The organism is Paenibacillus yanchengensis, from assembly GCF_042684845.1.
GTDB classification, from domain to species: Bacteria; Bacillota; Bacilli; order Paenibacillales; family Paenibacillaceae; genus Pristimantibacillus; species Pristimantibacillus yanchengensis.
This window is the reverse complement of sequence record NZ_JBHUMH010000060.1, coordinates 79,922-97,701: the sequence shown is the minus strand read 5'-3', so window position 1 is coordinate 97,701 and position 17,780 is coordinate 79,922. Positions and strand designations below refer to the sequence as shown.

The window sequence follows — 17,780 nt, the reverse complement described above, 5'->3', positions numbered from 1 at the left end:
TAAAATGAAAGCGATATATCAGGAAGTAACAAATACGCTAACAAGTCACACAATCCTGCTATTTTGTTTTTAAGCTAGTTATATTATAATGACGATAAGTTATAATAATCACACCTACTACAAAGATACTACAAAGGATGGGGTATCATTGCCTTCAGATCAATTAATAATAGAATATTCATTAACTGAGCGTGAAACGGTTATCGCTGGACACTTCCAAGAGTCCGATAATTATTTTACCAAACGGGATATAGGTATTCGAGATTGGCTAATAACGTATACGATTGATGGATCAGGATACTTTCATACACCTGAACACGAAATAATATGTCGTAAACAGGATATAACGTTACTCAAATCAGATGTAAGCCATCAATATGGAACAGTAAAAGGAGAACAGTGGAATTTTGTTTGGGCGCATTTCGATGCCTCTACACTAGCTAGTCGCTTAGTACCAGATACGTCACTAGTAAATATTTCAATTGACAATGAAACACTACAGCGGAGAATTAAACAATCGTTGCTAAAAGTAGTCTTTGATTTTCGAGAACAGCATGATTTTTGGAATGAGTTATGCATGCAGTCGATACATGAAGTTTTACTATTACTTGCTCGTAAAAGAAAACAAAAATTTGATAGTAGAGTAGAAGAAACATTACACCGGCTTGCCCAAGATTTCCGCCAATCAATCTCTATTGAGCAATTAGCTACTGCCGTTAATTTGTCACCGTCCAGATTATCTCATCTGTTCAAACAAAGTACGAATAAATCTATTATAGATACATTAAACCAAATGCGAATACGAGAAGCGGCATTGCTGCTCGAACATACCGATCGCAATGCCGCCGAAATTGCCTATGAAGTTGGGTTTCATAATTACAACCACTTTATTAATCAATTTCATAAGTGGTATGGAACAAGTCCCAGTCAATATAAAAAGTCTAAACGTGAAAACAAGCTCTAAACCAATCGGATTACAATAACAAATGTATGATCCGCTTTATCCTGCAACGTCTCGTTTCGTAAACATGATCCATGTAATCAGTTGAAAAACAATGTAATAAACGGCTAACACGATAATCGAAAATGATAAGCTCATATCCGGTCGTAAAGGTGTGTTTGTCATATATTGTGAGAGATTTATATTAGCAAACAAAATGTACTTGACCCACGCATACTTAGCTAACATACTCACAATCATATTACCCATAAAGATTGCGATCAACGAAAAGCTAATCGCCATCGTCGAACTACGAAATGCAGCAGAAATCATAAACGCCATCGTGACGTACATTACTAATTCAACGATACCAAAACCATATTTTTGCAAAATCGAGATTAACATCGATTTTACTTCAATTTGGTTCGCTGCATTAACTGTTACCTCTGCTACATTCCACGTATCTAATCCACTTAGAATGGCACCTGCTCCGAAAGAAACAACAAAAGAAGTGACAAGTAATAACAAAGCGAATTGTAACGTCGCTATATATTTTGCAGTTAATATTTTCGAACGTGTAGCAGGTCCAACTAGTAGCAATTTTATAGTGCCCCAACTAAACTCTGCTGCTATCATATCAGCAGCTATGATAACCGTTAAAATTGAAATCAGCACAATTAATAACGATGCTGTATCCATATAGCTCCATAGCGATATTTTGTTCGGATTAATTTGTTCTGATAAGTAATAGTCGTTCAGTATAATTTGTCGTTCCCACTCTTCGATCATTTGATTCGATTCCGACTGACCTTGTTCCGCAATCATTTTCGTTAGTTCCGCGTTATGAGCTACTATTTCTTCCTGCCAATTTGCTGATGGCGGATATTTGACCTCATCCCATTTCATAATTCCTGCCATTAAAGCAATAATCGAAACTAGAAAAGCAATAATAATCCATGTACGTGGTCTACGATATATTTTTGTGTTTTCATTCCGTATTAACATAGCTAAACTAGACAATTTGCTCACCACCCGTCAGTTGTAAAAATTGATCTTCTAGTGATTGCTGCCCTAACTGGATAGAGAACAAATCTATTTGCTGGTGCACAAGATAACGGACAACTTCTGGTATAGTCGATCGATCAATAACCAATTGGATGCTATTACCTTGAATGACTACAGCCAAATCAGGATAAAACGCTTGTACATGCTGTTGAGCAGCTATGGCGTCACTTACTTCTATCGTGACCTGTTGAACGCCAACTTGCTGTCGCAACTCATGAATTTTTCTAATATCAATCAATTTACCATTTTGAATAATAGCGATTCGATCGCACATCAATTCCATCTCCGATAACAAATGAGAAGAAACGATAACAGCGATTCCTTCTTCTTTCGCTAATTTACGCAAATAGTCTCGTAATTCACGTATCCCTGCCGGATCTAATCCATTGGTTGGCTCATCGAAAATTAATACCGATGGTTTATGTAGCAGCGCTTGAGCAACTCCTAAACGTTGACGCATACCCAATGAGTACTTTTTTACTTTATCGTGAATTCTATGCTGTAAACCTACCAATTGAATAACTTCATCTATTCTTGCTTTTGTCACTTGCTGATGTCTTCTCGCAAATAACAATAAATTTTGATATCCCGATAAAAACTTGTACATTTCCGGATTTTCTACTATTGCTCCAATATGAGTCATTGCTAATTGAAAGTTATTTTTAATTGATATTCCATTAACGATAACCTCACCTTTGGTCATTTTAATTAATCCTACTATCATGCGGATCGTTGTCGTTTTTCCAGCACCATTGGGTCCCAAAAAACCGAACACTTCACCTTTCGGAACATCGAATGTTAGCTGATCTACTATTACTCGTCGCCCAATTTTTTTCGTTACATTATGCAGTTGCAAGACTGGTTCACTACTCACTACAATTCCTCCTAAGTTGTTACGTTCCATTTACTATAAATTATTCAAACGAATCATCTTGTTCGTATTTAACTATACAATAGTTACAAAGGAGCAAGAACAGACTGCGGTCTAATTTGGATACTAGACTATAGGCGGGCGACAAATCTAGAAATTGCAAATAAGAAACAGCTGTTTGACAACAATCCGTCCAGACGGTACACTTTGGATGAGGTGAGTAATTTTGAATGAAAAGCAACGGAATATTTTAAATGCAACTATTACGATTATAAAAGACCATGGTGTAGAACGTTTAACATTAGATGCTGCTGCTAAAGAAGCGGGCATAAGTAAAGGTGGTCTGCTCTACTATTTCCCTAGTAAGGATGCCTTATTGTCGGGTATGTTTCATTACTTAAATGATCAATTTAATAAAGATATGGAATCAAAGGTAACTTCGCTTCCGCAGCAACATGGAAAACGGGCGCGTGCTTACTTAGAACAAGTTCAAGATGATATTAAGGTAGGTAACAACTTTGGGCAAGCTTTAATTGCTGCTTTATTTGCAAATCCTGATCTACTACTACAATTACAAGAACAATATAAAGATTGGCAGCAGCAAATTGAAAATGATGGGATGGACATCATTGACGCTACTATTATTAGACTTGTTGCCGATGGTATTTGGTTTTCTGAAATTTTAAATTTAGGTAAGCTACAGCAGCCGTTACTAGAGCAGGTCATTGCAAGAACGTTGCAATGGACAGAAAGTGAGGATTTTTAAATTGAATGCTTTTGTATTATTAGGATTAGCGATCATTTTTGAAGTTTTCGGCAGTACGATGATGAAGTTATCTAATGGTTTTAAACGATGGTGGCCCGTTCTGGGGTTAATTGTTGGCATGTCCATTTCCTTTATTTTATTTTCAAAAGTGCTGCAACAAATTCCATTGAGCGCAGCTTACGCTATTTGGTCAGGTCTAGGAACTGCCTTAACTGCTTTAGTAGGTGTTTACCTATTTAAAGAAGTAATGAATCGAAAAAAAGCGTTAGCATTACTATGTATTATTGGCGGTGTAGTTCTGATGCGACTAGCTTAATTATAAACGTTTGAAATGGAAGGAGATTACAATGCGACTAAAAGGAATATTACTGTTAACAGGAGCGATAATCTGTGAAGTATTCGGAACAACGATGTTGAAATTAACAGAAGGGTTTACAAAAATAACGCCATCGATATTATTCATCCTTGGTTTCACACTTGCTTTCGGATTTTTAACAATAAGTATGAAGTACATTCCACTTAGTTTTGCTTATGCTATTTGGTCTGGTGCAGGAACGGTGCTTACTGCTATGATTGGCTTTATCATCTGGAGCGAGCCTGTCAACATATTAACAGCGATGGGAATCATTCTTATCGTTGGCGGTATCGCTTTACTTAATCAAGCTGATCGTACAGCTGCCACCGTATCCAGTTCTTAAACCTAAATAAATCTCATGACGCTATACAGCACGTCATGAGATTTTTCATATAGTATTGAGACTTTTTCTATTCTCCTAGGTCAACGTTATGATAAACCTGCTGTACATCATCCAGCTCTTCTAGCGCATCGATCAACTTTTCGAATTGTACCAAAGTTTCCCCGCTTAATTGCACCTCTGTTTGTGGCAGCATCGTTAGTTCCGCAACAGAAAACTCTGTTATACCAGCAGAGCGAAATGCCTCTTGAACATCAGAAAAATGCTCAGGCTCAGCATATACAATAATCTGATCCTCTTCTTCCATAATGTCACGAACTTCAATATCTGCTTCCAATAACATTTCAAACGTTTCATCTATCGTCATTCCACTAATCCCAATAACAGCCGTTGTATCAAACATATAAGCTACAGAACCACTGACACCCATATTTCCACCGTTCTTATTGAATGCGGAGCGGACTTCTGGTGCAGTTCTATTCACGTTATTCGTCAATGCATCAACAATAACCATTGTTCCATTCGGTCCGAATCCTTCATAACGAAGTTCTTCATAAACTTCATGAACACTGCCTTTTGCTTTATCTAATGCTCGATCAATAATGGCTTTCGGCACATTATATGTCTTCGCTCGCTCTAAAACAACTTTTAATGCTCGATTTGATTCGGGATCTGGTTCACCTTTTTTGGCAGCAACATAAATCTCTACGCCAAATTTGGCATAAACTCTACTTGTATTAGCGTCTTTTGATGCTTTTTTTTCTTTAATATTATTCCACTTACGACCCATAATGTACCTGCTTTCCGTATGTAATATATATTATAGTATACCATCTTTTTATTTTTTGAAAAACTACAAACATCACATTTCCAAATATCTTTATTCACAAAATGAATAAGCAATGAAAGGGTAACACAAATTAAAGGGATAAGTGCAATTTAGCCATGTACTTCCAACCAGAAGTGTTGTAGAATAACTATAGTACTTACCTAAGCATGCAAGCTAGGCATGTGAAGCGATTTATCTATTTTATACTTACCGGTTTTGAAAGGAGTCATGTTTCAATGAAATGGATCATGTCTGTTTTGCTGGGAGCGACCGCTTTATTTACAGTGTACTTGATGGTCTTCGAATTTCCAGAGAAACAGCCAACAGAGCAAAATCAAGCATTTGAAGTACCAGACTTGCCGGTTGATGCTGAAGCAGCACAATCAGTTTACAAAAGCAACTGTATGAGTTGTCACGGGGAAGAATTCCAAGGGAAGAACGGACCTGGGTTAAAAACGGTTGGTACTACGATGACTAAAGAAGAGATTTATAAGAAAGTTATGAAAGGTGGCGGCATCATGCCTGCGTTTGAAGGCAAGTTGCCCGAAGAAGAAGTTATTAACTTAACGAACTGGCTAGCCACTTTCAAATAAGTACTCCATTTAATAGTGATAACGACTATTACAAAAAATGCTCCATCACTTGCACTCATTATTGAGTAAAGTGATCGGGGCGTTTTTTTGTGTCATCTTATTTTTTTCCATATAGATCATATAGACATACAGCGTGCGCATATAATTATCATATACAAATTACTTCATTTTTCTCGGATCTGCACATTATTATGTCGATAAGTATTACTATTGCGTCTTGTTATTTTGACAAACATTGCAAATAGGCTTTGATATGATGGAACTTGTTCTCTCATCGTTGTTTACTTGTATAACAATATTGAAGCGATTTACCATCACAAAAGGAGTGTTACACATCATGGAAATTATTGAAAATGAACATTTTGAAAATGAAACAATTAGTTTTGATGGGTTCACTTTCCAAAATTGTTCTTTTCGCAAATGTGTTATCTTCATTCAAACGTTAGATTTTAATTTTAAACGCTGCTCTTTCACAGAATCTATGCTGTACGTTGACCCAAGTTTACCTATATTAGACATACACTTTCGCTTAAATCAATCTACTTATGATAAAACGACTCACTGCATTCGCAAAGATTGTCAGTATCCACGTACGCTACTGCAACTACCGACTCATTAATATACGTTGGAAATAAAAACAGCTGTACCTCTGTATACTACGATGAAAACATATCATCATGTATAGGTCCAGCTGTTTATGTTACTTTAAAATAGATTCGCACGATGTAAATCCTTTTAATTGTTCGCTTTCAATTTGACAAACTTTCGCTATACGGTCAATAACTAATACATGGAGCGATTTCGGTGCTCGTTCAATAGATAATTGTTCCGACAACGCTTTAAACTGGGGAGTTCTCCGCGCATTATCGAGTTTCTCCAAATCTTCTGCTGATTGTGCAATGATACTTCCTTCAATAACATCATACGTCTTGCCAACTTCAATTTCTCCGCGGTCAAACATCATAAAAAATACAATGACGATAAACGAAACAATAAAAACAACTTGTAACACTCGACTAAGTGTTTGTGCTTTTCCAGTAAACATAGCGTTCCCCTTTTGATTTTACTACTTTTTCCCTCTCTTTAGTCTACACTAACACGCCTCTATGCTCAACAGTACTTATTATCTTGTCTTCGGTATAGGAGATCGCTTTTTTCGAGTCAGCTCAGGTATAACAATTCCAATGAGGACAAGGATAACGCCCATCCACTTGAGTATACCTACTTCTTCTTTCAACACTAACATAGACATAAAAACCGCTACAGGAAGCTCCACAGCTCCTAATATGCCTGCTGCACCTTCCCCTATTTTAGGAATACCGTATGCAAACAATAATGGTGGAATGAATGCTCCAAAACAGCCCAATATTAGTCCGAATAATGCTAACTCCGAAAATAGACGACCATTAAATAAAAACGTAGGTGGATAAATAATCGATAAAGTTATAAAAGCTCCTGCAATCATCCAAAAACTTCGATAAACCGGATTTGCTTTGGGATAGACATTTCCACTAATTAATAAAAATAATGTATAACTCACCGCTGCTAGTAAACCAAACCCAATGCCAATCATACTAATATTCGCAAAGCTATCTTCCAAAATGCCCGCTGCAAACACTGTGCCGACAATGACAACTGCAAGTGAAACGAGTACCATTGCCTGCGGCCATTTCCTCTGTCGGATAGATTGTATTAACACGCTAATCCAAACAAATTGGAACAACAATATAATCGCTAGCGAAGCAGGCACATACTTTAACGTATGATAATACAACAATCCTGTTGCCGCCTGAGGAATACCTGCTACCATTAATAGCATCGCTTTTTTACCATCCAATCGTACATGTTCATCATTTTCTCTAATGGTGATCGCTTGCTGTGACTGTAACTTATTTTTTTTCTTTTCTTTCCATTGCTTCGCTAGTACGAGACAAGTAATGAGAACAAGTCCGAAAAACAATTGAGCTCCTACTACTTCTCCTAGTTGAAAACCTCTGTCATACGCTAATACTACAAATGTAGACAAAATACCATAACTTGCTGCTCCCCAAAATACAGCCATAATATGTTTCACTTACTTTTCCACTCCTTCTTTCAACATAAAAAACCTAGCTACGACAACAGCATCTAAATGATAGATGCGTTGTTATTCGTAGCTAGGAAGTAAAGGCTTCCTGTAGAGACCCTCACCCTGTTTCGAGTTTAGTGAGGCTATACGAGATCACTTCATGAAATTACACAAACTAAAATACATTTTGCAGCTTAATAAAAGAAAAGTCAAGTGACTACTTGAAAATATAACTAATTAGGTAAAGGGTCTCCTCGATGATCAACCAAAATAGTGTCTGCCATATAGGAGCTTTTACCTTCTGCCATATCGATAATCGCTGGTGCGTGATCATGTGGCTCTGTTGGGGCAGCCTCGCCCCCCATATCCGTTTTTAACCAACCGGGATGGATGGCAAAAGCTTGTATCGGATAAGGACGCTCGATTAAACGTAATTGATAGTTAAAGAAATTTAGCGCCGCTTTCGAGATCGCATAAGGATAATCACCGCCATACGCTTTATCGTAACTTCCAGAAGCAGATGATATATTAATAACTATCGGCGATTTATCCTGCACTAATAACGATGAGAAATGTTTAAGTATGCGGATCGGACCATATAAATTAACATCCATCGTATGAGCTACATCATTTAGGTCTACTTGTTCTAACGTAGAACTACGACCTAAAACGATAGCTGCATTGTTAATAATACAATCCAGAATGACTTTGTTTTGACGTAATTGCTCAGCTGCCGTTTGCACGGAAGCTTCACCCAAAACGTCCAATTTTACGATATTTAAATGATTCGTGTATTTTTTTTGGAGCTGCTGCAAGTCACTACCATCTACCACATCTGCTCTAACAGTAGCCCATACTTGATGTCCCCGCTCTAATGATTCAGTTAAAAGTGCTAGCCCTAATCCACGATTTGCTCCAGTTATTAGTATATTCATTCTGTTCACACTCCGCTCATTTATTTAACATGCGTCCATAGTAAAACTACCTGAATCCATCGTTAAAGTCATTACTTCTGCATTTTCCGATATCGTTGTTACAGTTGCTGGAATTTTCCATTGTTTTGTTGCTTTTAGCTGTCCTTTATGTAACTTTACTTCACAAATAGTGTTAGCCGGTACAGTAACCCGCAATTTTATATCGCCAAGTTCATTTTTCTCCCAACGAACCGCAGCATCACCAGCGCGTAAACGTTGCGAAGCTGCTGCCCATTGCAAGCTGTCTGCAAAATATGGTTCGACAACCATCTGAAATTGTTTAGTCTCGTAGTTAAAATGATAATCCAAGCCCGCTAGATGATTGTAAAACCACTCCTCTATATGACCAAGCATAAAGTGATTTTGCGACTTGCCTACGGTTGGCCCATCCCAAGCTTCTGTTAATGTAGTTGCACCGTGTTTAATTTGGTATCCGTAGCCTGGAGAATCACTATTTTGCAACATTTTAACAATAAGATCATTATATCCATGCCTGCTAAGCGCTTGCAATACATAACGATGCCCTACATCACCAGCAGTCGTTTGGTACCCTCGCTTCTCCATTTGTTCCGCCAACTTGCTAGTAAGCAACGATTGATGACGTTCAGCAACTAAACCGAGTACCAATGGCATGGCTAATGCTGTATCACTTCCACCAGCATACGTTTGCAGCTCTTCATTCCAAAAGTGCGCCTGAAAAGCTTCGTATATATGTTGTAGCTGAACTTCGTATAACTTCCTATCTTCCTCCAAAGCTAATAGATTAGCTATTTTTTGCATAATGTCAGTCAAATGATAATAGATCGCTGTTTCCACCAAAGAAACTGGGGTAGCTTGCGAAAAGCCCGGTCCTTCGGGACCAATATCATACCAATCTCCTAAGCCACCTTGAATAATATGATTTTTTGCTTGTTTTGCTAAGTAGTCTATATAGCGCTGCATATCTTTGTAGTAGGTTTCGATTAACTTGCTATTTCCATAACGCTGCAATACTTCCCATGCCATTAAAATAAAGGAACCACCCCATGGGGTCGCATGTCGAAACATGTCCCATGGTTTTTGGAATACGACATACTCTGGAGCAGTAGTTGGTATCATACCATTATCCAGCTGCGCTTCCTGCATATCTTGCATCACTTTGTGAAACATAGCTTCCATATCAAAATTATAAATTAACGAAGGTCCCATCAAATGTACCTGCTCTAACCATCCAAGTTTTTCACGATGTGGACAGTCTGTAAAGACACTTTTCGTATTGCTGACCATTGCCCAATGAATGATATCGTGCACACGGTTAATTAACGAATCAGAGCAAGAAAAACTACCTGCACGATTAACATTAGTAGATAACATTTCACCTTGTATCTGATGGACAATGACCGCTGCGTTCGACTTATGACTTTGACATTGAGTAAATAAGGTGTCGCATAAAGTAGCACCTTCTATTTGCAAATAACGGAAACCACTATACGTAAATTTGGGATTCCATATTTCTACAGTCTCCCCTTTTAAAGTGTAATTAAATTCGCATGGAGACCCCGTCCATTTTTGATTTACCAAACCTTCATCCGTTAGTAATTCTCCCGGTATAAGCTTCACTTGTGCACCTTGTTTGCCACTCACTGTTATTTTCGGCCAACCCGAAAAATTTTGTCCAAAATCAATAATATAAGTATTATCGTTTAGTTGGTTCACTTGCTGCGGTTGAAACGTTTTCAGTACTTGGATGGCAGGGATCGATTGTGCTTGCAGCTTTCCTTTGGGACCATCAATTACTATCACCTTGATCCACGTTAAATTATTTTCAAGCAAGGCATTATAATCTTCTCCACCATAAATACAGCTAAATATGGTAGGACTAAAACTTGTTACCCACTGCTCATCCGTATAAAACGTTGTTGTTGAACCATCGACATAATCTACAACAAGATTTAGCCGGCAAGTGGGTGTTCCGAACGAGTCCTTAAACTTCGTATAACGACCACCTACAACATGGTAGAAGCCGTTACCAACTTCAATAGAGATGCTGTTATTTCCACAGTTTAAATCATTTGTTACATCATATACCGTATACAACACAGATTGATCATAATTGGTCCACCCAGGCTCCAGCTCATTGTTTCCTACTTTGTTTCCATTCAATTTTAACTCAAAATGCCCAAGTCCGCATACATACATTCTAGCTTTTTTTATATTGGGCTTAATATCTATTTGCTGCTCAAATAAAGTAGCACCCTTGTTTGTTTTTCCTTCCGGATGAGCAATCCATTTTCCTTGCCAATTTTCTTGACGCATCAGACCCATTTCCCACCAAGCAATGTAACTATTATATTGTTCTCCCGCAGCATCATAGACGCTCACTCGCCAATAATAGCGCTTACCTGGTTGAAGCAACGTTCCACCATATACAATAGATGTATGTTCATTGCTATTCACGATTCCGCTATCCCACATATCCACTTGGTTTTCCCACAATAACGCTTCACTAGATGCTACATTAATACGATAGCTATGTGGAGTAAAATCGTTAGGTAGATCATGCAAGTAAGACCAACTCAATCTAGGTGTCGCATTATCTATTCCTAGTGGATTTTTCAATCCGTCTGTCCACATTTCCGAAACGACCAACGGCTTAGATGTAGCAACAGCAATCGTTCGAAACTCCGGAAAAAAGTTACATGTGGCATCCCCAGGCTGCGGTTTCCGACAAGCGGTATAAAAATGATATAAAATACCATTATGCGTAATGACGGATGGTTTATGTGCATAGGAAGCATCTAATTCCGTGCCAGTGCCTACTTCTATAATCGGTTGTTCATATTTTTCCCAATCTAGCAAATTATCCGAAATAGCGATGCCTTCTTGTGCTTTCTTAAAATCAAATCCAAAATAGAACATAACCCAACGAGAACCATCCTGTAGTACACATGGATCACTAGCAAACCCACTATCCCATGCGCCTTCTGTTACTGGCAATACCGGATTTTGCTGATGCCGCGTCCAGTTGATTAAATCAGTAGACATAGCAATACCTGTTTGTTCAATCCAACGCCCGTGATCTTGATTTTTCGCATTATAAAACAAATAAAATTGTCCTTCATGTTCCACTAAACATTCTTTATACAATCCGCCTAGCTCCCAAGCTTCCCCATCTTCCGGCACAAGAATCGGATCTTCTAACCGATGCCACTCTAACAGATTTTCATCTTCTGTCCACGCTAAGCCGATTTTCGCTGAACCCGTTTCATAACCTTCGCCAGGATAAGCGTGATACACCAGCCAATATTTTCCTTGCCATTTTTTCAACTCCGCTGATCCATGCAGATTATTGTCTCTTAACATCCAAGTGCCAGCCACATTACGAGCATCCCAACGACTCTCATCTTCACTTCTGGTCAAAATTAATGCTAAATGCTCCCAGTTTAGTAGATCATCACTAGTTGCAAGCGCAGTCTGATAGCCAATTCCATCAAATCCAACATACATCATATAAAACCGATCATTGTGACGAAATACAAAAGAACAATCAACAGCATGATAATCAAATGCACCTTTTATACCTGAACCAACTAGAACCGGTTCCTTCCACTTATAGGGTGTTAAACAATTGGCAATATCCATTATGTCCTCCTCTAATTGCAAAAATCATATAAAATTAATTAAATTTTACTATACAAAATAATTTGTTTATATAAACTGTTTATCATACCATTCATTATACTCATAAGTTATATCATCATCAACATCTTTTGTTATGACAAGTTAAAAACAACGTGATTATGCTAATATCAATCATTTATTTGCTACCTTTGTTCATTAACTTCTTCTGTCATTTGACTACCACCAAGTTTCTTCCAATCCATTACAAACTTATCAAACTCATCAATTGACGCAGCTCCATAAATAATTTTTGAAAACGTTTCAAGTTCTAGTCGTTCTAACGTAGCCTTTTTAGTAGCCATTGTTGTAGTTGGAGGAGCACTAAACTGATTGAGTTTCAGTAAATCATTATCCATGTAATATTTAACAACAGCAATTGTGCTTTCTGGTCCGAAAATACGTTCATACACCCATTTTGAACGATCTGTTCCAGAGCGGTATGCTTGAATAAACTCATAATTACTCCATTCTTCACGATTTAGATTACTGGTATCCCCGCTTTGTAGCGCATTCACGACATTCTCATAAATCAGTACATTTTTATTAGGTTGCAACATTTTAAATGGCGTTACTTGAAATCCCTGACCACCATCACCTAAGTATTTGCCCGCTTCTTGTTCCGCAGATTGTCCGTATAATTTTTCTACAGCAAAGTTCAACAATTTAATTAATGCTTCTGGATGAGCAAAATCTTTACGTACTACAAAAACGGTTGCGTTTTGGATTTCACTAGGTACAACAGTCGGTTCACCTGTTTCAGACGGAATAGGATAAGCCATCCAATCGATAGTTTCATCTTGCATCATGGTTCCAATGGCAAAAGGAGAGGCTAACGGACCGAAAAATATACCAGCTTTTCCTGCCATAATAGACTCAGCAGCTTTATTGACATCTTTCGTCCCAAATTCCTGATCTATCACACCTTGTTTGTATAATTGTTGTAATTTTTCAAGTGCCACTTTCATTTCTGGTTGAATACTACCATAAACGAGTTGCTCCTTGTCATCTTTCACCCAAATTCGAGGAAAAGCACCATAGGCGTTGGCAAAACCATTCATCTTCATCGTCCAGCCACCGTCTAGATCTTTATTAAACTGAAAACCATACGTATCTTTTATATTATTCTTATCCGGATCTTGTTCTGTAAATGCAGTAGCAATCATAATTAAGTCATCTATTGTTTTGGGTGGTTTTAACTGTAGGTTTTCCATCCAGTCACTTCGAATATATACCATCGGCGCTGTATCTACTGACCCACTATAATCAGTCAATCCATACAACTTATCTTCATGCCGAACCGGTTTCAGTCCATCGCCTCCCATACTATAAAAAGATTTAAGCTGCTGCGAAGCGTACTTGTCAAAAACTTCGGTTAAGTCTGTAATTTTTCCAGCTTCTAGTAATTGCTTGAATTGCGTATGTCCAACTGCGAATATATCCGGAATGTCTCCGCCAGTCAGTGTAACATTCAGTTTGCTTGAAGCATTCGCAGCTTCAACAATCCAATCAAATGTAAGTTTAATATTCAACTCTTCTTCATAACCACGCGTCCAAACGTTATTTTCCAGCGTATCACCTTCTGAAAGAAAATCTTTGCCTACATCATTCATGACTGTACGAACAGTCACTGGCACCGCATATTTTGACAAAGGACCGTCATCTTCAGAAATAATCGAAATTGTCTCATCACTTTTTGCCGATTCAGTAGTCTTTCCGTTAGAACATGCAGCCATAAAAGTAAGCATTAAAATCAGTATTACGGAGTAAGTCATGCGCAAATAATGTTTCATAAAAAAGCCCTCCTTATAATATGCAATCTAATTCCTGTACATCTATATTGTATATAACCGTTATTTTCACCAATAGTGGATAGTCCTTACATTACGTATCTTTCTATTACTTTCCACTTAATTACTAAATTGATTACGATATTCTTGCGGGGTACAACCAACGTTTTTTTTGAAAAAACGATAAAAATATTGTGTATCGGCTAAACCAAGTTTTTCTGATATTTCGTGAATTTTACACGTTGTTGTAGCCAGCAACTCCTTACTTCGTTCTATTCTGACTTCTTGGATGAAGTCGGATAGCGCATGTCCACACGTTTGCTTATACCACCGAGACAAGTAAGAAGGATTTAGCGAAACCTCTCTCGCAATAGCCGAAACCGAAACGTTGCGGTGTAAGTTATTGCGAACAAAATAATGAATACGACCAATTAAATTGGATTGTTCCAACTGCAAATGATCATTCCGCATCGCTTGCATCCATTCCAGCTGCAAACGATAAAACGAAATAATTTCTCGCCATGAAGTAGATGGATCAATTTGAAATAGATATAATAAATTGGACTCCGCAATCGCTTTATCCTTAAGGCCTAGTTCCTCTAAACATAAAATTGTCTGACGAGTTAATGCCTGAACAATGAGCAAGCGATCAAACGGGTCCATTGGGCCATCTTCTGTAAACAAATTTACAAACTTTTGAAAATAATGAGGCCAGTCTTCTCCTTGTTCTTGCAACAAACTTTGATGCATTTTTTCTAAAAAATAAAAAGCTGCTTGTCTACCCCTTTTCTCTTCGTGGTTGTTTAATGGTTGAAAACTAGTAATTGCCAGTCTCTCATTCCCTCGAAACCGATCACTGAGCAGTACTAATCTTAATCGATTAACTTCACTTGAAAGCTCGTTAAACGGACGTAACTGTCCACTAGCCGCAATGGAAATATGGAGGGTAAACAACTCTCTGCTCGTTTGTTGGATGACTTCTAAAGTACGGTGAACGAATGGAACATATCCTTTTTCCTGCTCAAGACCCCTTCGTTCCACTCCTTCTTTTTGCAGTTGAATAACTGCCGCAATAGTATAACCATCATATTGTACACACTTCACAGTAACCCGATCAGCAAGCAACTCTTCTACGATATTACTGATAGCGAATAACATAAGATCCCGTTCTGATGTCGTCTCATATTTTCCCCATTGTTCGATATGTAACATGATTACCAATACAGATTTTGTAGTGTCAAGCGGTAATTGCAAAGCAGTAAACTCGGTTTGTAACTGTCTATTTCCTGTTATTGGGACTTCTCGCAAAACTTCTCGCAATAATTGTTGCTGCAGCTGCATTAGAGCTTGTGGCAACTCTTCTTGTAACCACACTTTATGATGATAAACCGATAATTCTTCTCGAATGACATAAAAAGCATGCTGTACAGATTGACCAATCTTCTCCATTCCTTCTGTCTTTAATATATAATCAATAACATTAGCACTCCTAAGTGCTTGGTGTGCATATTCAAATTCATCATGTCCAGTCAATAGAACCACTTTGCACCTTGGCCAAAACTTTTCTATCGCTTGCAGTAATTGCAATCCATCTAGCTCAGGCATACAAATATCGCTAAGCACAACATCAATATGGATGGACTCTAACCAAGTCAACGCCTCTTTCGCAGAATAAGCGGTTACAACTTCTACATCGTTTAGTTGTTTTTTTATAAAAAATTGCTGCAAACCATTTACAATAATTGGTTCATCATCCACGATGAGCAAACGTCGCATATAACTACTCCCCCTCTTTATTTTGAAGCGGCAATGAAACGACAATTTTTAAACCACCTAAACTACTGCGTTCTAATGTAAGTCCATACGTTATTCCAAAGTACATTTGTAATCGTTGATGAACATTCATTAACCCTGTAATTTCTCCTTGTATACCAGTAGTCGTTATGTTTCGTAGTTGATTTTGTAACTGAAAAAGTTTCGTATCCGTTAAACTTCCTCCATTATCTGCTATAGTAATGGTTAAAGCTTGTGGATGAGCTTTCACGTTCATGTACAGGTAGCCACCCGAAGTTATATTTGCCAGCCCATGTTTGAATACGTTTTCTACAAGTGGTTGCAATATGATTCGGGGTACTAGTAAAGAGGCATAGTGTTTTGGTAATGGTTCAATGTCCATCGCTATACGATGTGAAAAACGAATCTCCTGTATATGCAAATAAATGAGAGCATGCTCCCATTCTTCCCCTAATTGCATTTCTTTTTTGTAATCTCTCGTCATAAATCGAAAATATTGTCCTAGATAATCAGAAAACTGTTTTATATCTTCTATATTTTCCAATTCAGCCATTTGTTTGATCGTAAATAAACTGTTATACAGAAAATGAGGAGCAATTTGTGATTGAAGATGTTTAAGTTCAGCATCTTGCATACGAATCCGTTGCACATAATTATCTTGGATCAAAACATACAATTTTTTTTGCATTTTATCAAATTGCTCATACAAATATCCAAACTCATCTGTCCGCTTCTCATCCCGTAACAGTGCGATGTCCCCACGTTCTACGGTACGAAACCCTCGGACAAGTCGAAATAGCGGTCGGTGAATAAAAAGATAGATACCGTAACTAAATAACACCACCAGCAAAAAAGACACCATCGTTAATAGTAACATCCAAAAATAATAGTGACGGATTGGTTGTAACATCACCTGCTTTTGTATGTAACTTACGAGTTCAAATCCATAGTTAGGATCAACAATAGCGTAGAAAAGGGTGTCTTTCGATTCATATGGGATTACACCTACCTTATAATCAATAGGATTAGAAGGCTGATAGTGCGTAGCTACTTGCAGACTCTCTTCATCGCCCAGTTGAAAAGCAAATGGTGTAAATTGAATAAACGCACCACTATCTGTTCCTTTTCCAATTAAGTTTATTTGTTTTAAAAGTTCCTTCTTCGATATTTCGGCAACTAGTATAAAATTTGGAGTTAGAGAACTATCCAGTAAAGTAGGAACAGCATGCATGACATATAAGTGATTTTCGTATACGACAATATTGCCACTTAAGTTCCCTCTTGTTTTTAGCAGCCCCTGCCACTGTTCGTCTGCTATAGTCGAAATCCCTTGTTTGGCAGATACGATCTTTTGCGAGCTAGGTATATAGAAACGAACATCCGCTAAATAAGAACTGCTAGCTTTCATTTGTTTCATTTTTTGTAATATTTCATTTAATCTAAAATCTTTTTCATAATTCGATAAAATAGGTACTAACGTGTCAAAATCTGCGATAACACTGTCAACAGCATATTCTAACAGCAAATCGCTCATTCGTTGTAGCTCAAACTGTAATGTTGCATAATGAAATTGGAGCACGGATTGATTCGAATGCTCTAGTTCGCTATGCATTTGTTTTGAACTGTATTTAGTAAACCAAATACTCGCACCATACAAAGGGATAATAAGCAATAAAAACATAATTAATATTTTTACAAACATAGAGTTCCAACGAAATTTCATAGTTTTGTCCCTCAT

16 protein-coding genes are annotated in these 17,780 nt (G+C 37.6%); 6 read left to right on the top strand and 10 right to left on the bottom strand.

Features of this window, described 5'->3' with window-relative positions:
• The first annotated feature begins 148 nt into the window (after nucleotides 1-148).
• Nucleotides 149-964, top strand: coding sequence for a helix-turn-helix domain-containing protein (locus ACFSTH_RS17290; RefSeq protein ID WP_377775191.1), 816 nt, complete (start codon nucleotides 149-151; stop codon nucleotides 962-964).
• 36 nt (nucleotides 965-1,000) lie between these two features.
• On the opposite strand, the gene ACFSTH_RS17285 is transcribed toward ACFSTH_RS17290, so the two are convergent.
• Together ACFSTH_RS17285 and ACFSTH_RS17280 are read right to left on the bottom strand one after the other, a co-directional pair.
• A complete protein-coding gene (locus ACFSTH_RS17285; RefSeq protein ID WP_377775189.1) occupies nucleotides 1,001-1,969 on the bottom strand; it encodes an ABC transporter permease in 969 nt (322 codons plus the stop codon).
• A complete protein-coding gene (locus ACFSTH_RS17280) occupies nucleotides 1,953-2,909 on the bottom strand; it encodes an ABC transporter ATP-binding protein (protein ID WP_377775187.1) in 957 nt (318 codons plus the stop codon). The genes ACFSTH_RS17285 and ACFSTH_RS17280 overlap by 17 nt, the downstream gene beginning before the upstream one ends.
• A gap of 193 nt (nucleotides 2,910-3,102) precedes the next feature.
• On the opposite strand from ACFSTH_RS17280, the gene ACFSTH_RS17275 reads away from it, so the two are divergent.
• From ACFSTH_RS17275 to ACFSTH_RS17265, 3 genes are read left to right on the top strand one after another with little or no spacing between them, the layout of a single operon-like run.
• Nucleotides 3,103-3,642 carry a TetR/AcrR family transcriptional regulator gene (locus tag ACFSTH_RS17275; protein ID WP_377775185.1) on the top strand — a complete coding sequence of 180 codons (540 nt, stop codon included), beginning with the start codon at nucleotides 3,103-3,105 and terminating at the stop codon, nucleotides 3,640-3,642.
• A gap of 1 nt (nucleotide 3,643) precedes the next feature.
• Nucleotides 3,644-3,958 carry a DMT family transporter gene (locus ACFSTH_RS17270; protein WP_377775183.1) on the top strand — a complete coding sequence of 105 codons (315 nt, stop codon included), beginning with the start codon at nucleotides 3,644-3,646 and terminating at the stop codon, nucleotides 3,956-3,958.
• A 31-nt stretch (nucleotides 3,959-3,989) separates the two neighbouring features.
• A complete protein-coding gene (locus tag ACFSTH_RS17265; RefSeq protein WP_377775181.1) occupies nucleotides 3,990-4,340 on the top strand; it encodes a DMT family transporter in 351 nt (116 codons plus the stop codon).
• Nucleotides 4,341-4,407: 67 nt separating this feature from the next.
• Here ACFSTH_RS17265 and ACFSTH_RS17260 read toward each other — a convergent pair whose 3' ends face one another.
• On the bottom strand, nucleotides 4,408-5,127 hold the full coding sequence (locus tag ACFSTH_RS17260) for a YebC/PmpR family DNA-binding transcriptional regulator (RefSeq protein ID WP_377775179.1): 720 nt from the start codon (nucleotides 5,125-5,127) through the stop codon (nucleotides 4,408-4,410).
• 275 nt (nucleotides 5,128-5,402) lie between these two features.
• On the opposite strand from ACFSTH_RS17260, the gene ACFSTH_RS17255 reads away from it, so the two are divergent.
• The gene (locus tag ACFSTH_RS17255; protein ID WP_377775177.1) at nucleotides 5,403-5,759 is read left to right on the top strand and encodes a c-type cytochrome; all 357 of its coding nucleotides are present in this window, start codon (nucleotides 5,403-5,405) and stop codon (nucleotides 5,757-5,759) included.
• A gap of 337 nt (nucleotides 5,760-6,096) precedes the next feature.
• On the top strand, nucleotides 6,097-6,378 hold the full coding sequence (locus tag ACFSTH_RS17250; protein ID WP_377775175.1) for a hypothetical protein: 282 nt from the start codon (nucleotides 6,097-6,099) through the stop codon (nucleotides 6,376-6,378).
• 81 nt (nucleotides 6,379-6,459) lie between these two features.
• On the opposite strand, the gene ACFSTH_RS17245 is transcribed toward ACFSTH_RS17250, so the two are convergent.
• From ACFSTH_RS17245 to ACFSTH_RS17215, 7 genes are all read right to left on the bottom strand, one after another.
• Complete coding sequence (locus ACFSTH_RS17245) at nucleotides 6,460-6,804, bottom strand: hypothetical protein (protein WP_377775173.1); 345 nt, start codon at nucleotides 6,802-6,804, stop codon at nucleotides 6,460-6,462.
• A 78-nt stretch (nucleotides 6,805-6,882) separates the two neighbouring features.
• Entirely contained in the window at nucleotides 6,883-7,833 is a 951-nt protein-coding gene (locus ACFSTH_RS17240; RefSeq protein WP_377775171.1) for an EamA family transporter, read from the bottom strand.
• Between the two features lie 227 nt (nucleotides 7,834-8,060).
• Entirely contained in the window at nucleotides 8,061-8,762 is a 702-nt protein-coding gene (locus tag ACFSTH_RS17235) for an SDR family NAD(P)-dependent oxidoreductase (protein WP_377775169.1), read from the bottom strand.
• A gap of 24 nt (nucleotides 8,763-8,786) precedes the next feature.
• Complete coding sequence (locus tag ACFSTH_RS17230; protein ID WP_377775167.1) at nucleotides 8,787-12,422, bottom strand: family 78 glycoside hydrolase catalytic domain; 3,636 nt, start codon at nucleotides 12,420-12,422, stop codon at nucleotides 8,787-8,789.
• 182 nt (nucleotides 12,423-12,604) lie between these two features.
• Nucleotides 12,605-14,251: an extracellular solute-binding protein gene (locus ACFSTH_RS17225; RefSeq protein WP_377775165.1), complete on the bottom strand. Its 1,647-nt coding sequence runs from the start codon at nucleotides 14,249-14,251 to the stop codon at nucleotides 12,605-12,607.
• Between the two features lie 117 nt (nucleotides 14,252-14,368).
• Entirely contained in the window at nucleotides 14,369-16,024 is a 1,656-nt protein-coding gene (locus tag ACFSTH_RS17220; protein WP_377775163.1) for a response regulator, read from the bottom strand.
• 4 nt (nucleotides 16,025-16,028) lie between these two features.
• Nucleotides 16,029-17,765, bottom strand: coding sequence for a sensor histidine kinase (locus ACFSTH_RS17215; protein ID WP_377775161.1), 1,737 nt, complete (start codon nucleotides 17,763-17,765; stop codon nucleotides 16,029-16,031).
• Nucleotides 17,766-17,780: the final 15 nt, after the last annotated feature.

Excerpts from the sequence above, each read along its gene's own strand:
- ACFSTH_RS17280 (WP_377775187.1), bottom strand. The coding sequence starts at position 2,909 with ATGGAACGTAACAACTTAGGAGGAATTGTAGTGAGTAGTGAACCAGTC.
- ACFSTH_RS17265 (WP_377775181.1), top strand. The coding sequence starts at position 3,990 with ATGCGACTAAAAGGAATATTACTGTTAACAGGAGCGATAATCTGTGAA.
- ACFSTH_RS17260 (WP_377775179.1), bottom strand. The coding sequence starts at position 5,127 with ATGGGTCGTAAGTGGAATAATATTAAAGAAAAAAAAGCATCAAAAGAC.
- ACFSTH_RS17255 (WP_377775177.1), top strand. The coding sequence starts at position 5,403 with ATGAAATGGATCATGTCTGTTTTGCTGGGAGCGACCGCTTTATTTACA.
- ACFSTH_RS17250 (WP_377775175.1), top strand. The coding sequence starts at position 6,097 with ATGGAAATTATTGAAAATGAACATTTTGAAAATGAAACAATTAGTTTT.
- ACFSTH_RS17245 (WP_377775173.1), bottom strand. The coding sequence starts at position 6,804 with ATGTTTACTGGAAAAGCACAAACACTTAGTCGAGTGTTACAAGTTGTT.
- ACFSTH_RS17235 (WP_377775169.1), bottom strand. The coding sequence starts at position 8,762 with ATGAATATACTAATAACTGGAGCAAATCGTGGATTAGGGCTAGCACTT.
- ACFSTH_RS17230 (WP_377775167.1), bottom strand. The coding sequence starts at position 12,422 with ATGGATATTGCCAATTGTTTAACACCCTATAAGTGGAAGGAACCGGTT.
- ACFSTH_RS17225 (WP_377775165.1), bottom strand. The coding sequence starts at position 14,251 with ATGAAACATTATTTGCGCATGACTTACTCCGTAATACTGATTTTAATG.
- ACFSTH_RS17220 (WP_377775163.1), bottom strand. The coding sequence starts at position 16,024 with ATGCGACGTTTGCTCATCGTGGATGATGAACCAATTATTGTAAATGGT.
- ACFSTH_RS17215 (WP_377775161.1), bottom strand. The coding sequence starts at position 17,765 with ATGAAATTTCGTTGGAACTCTATGTTTGTAAAAATATTAATTATGTTT.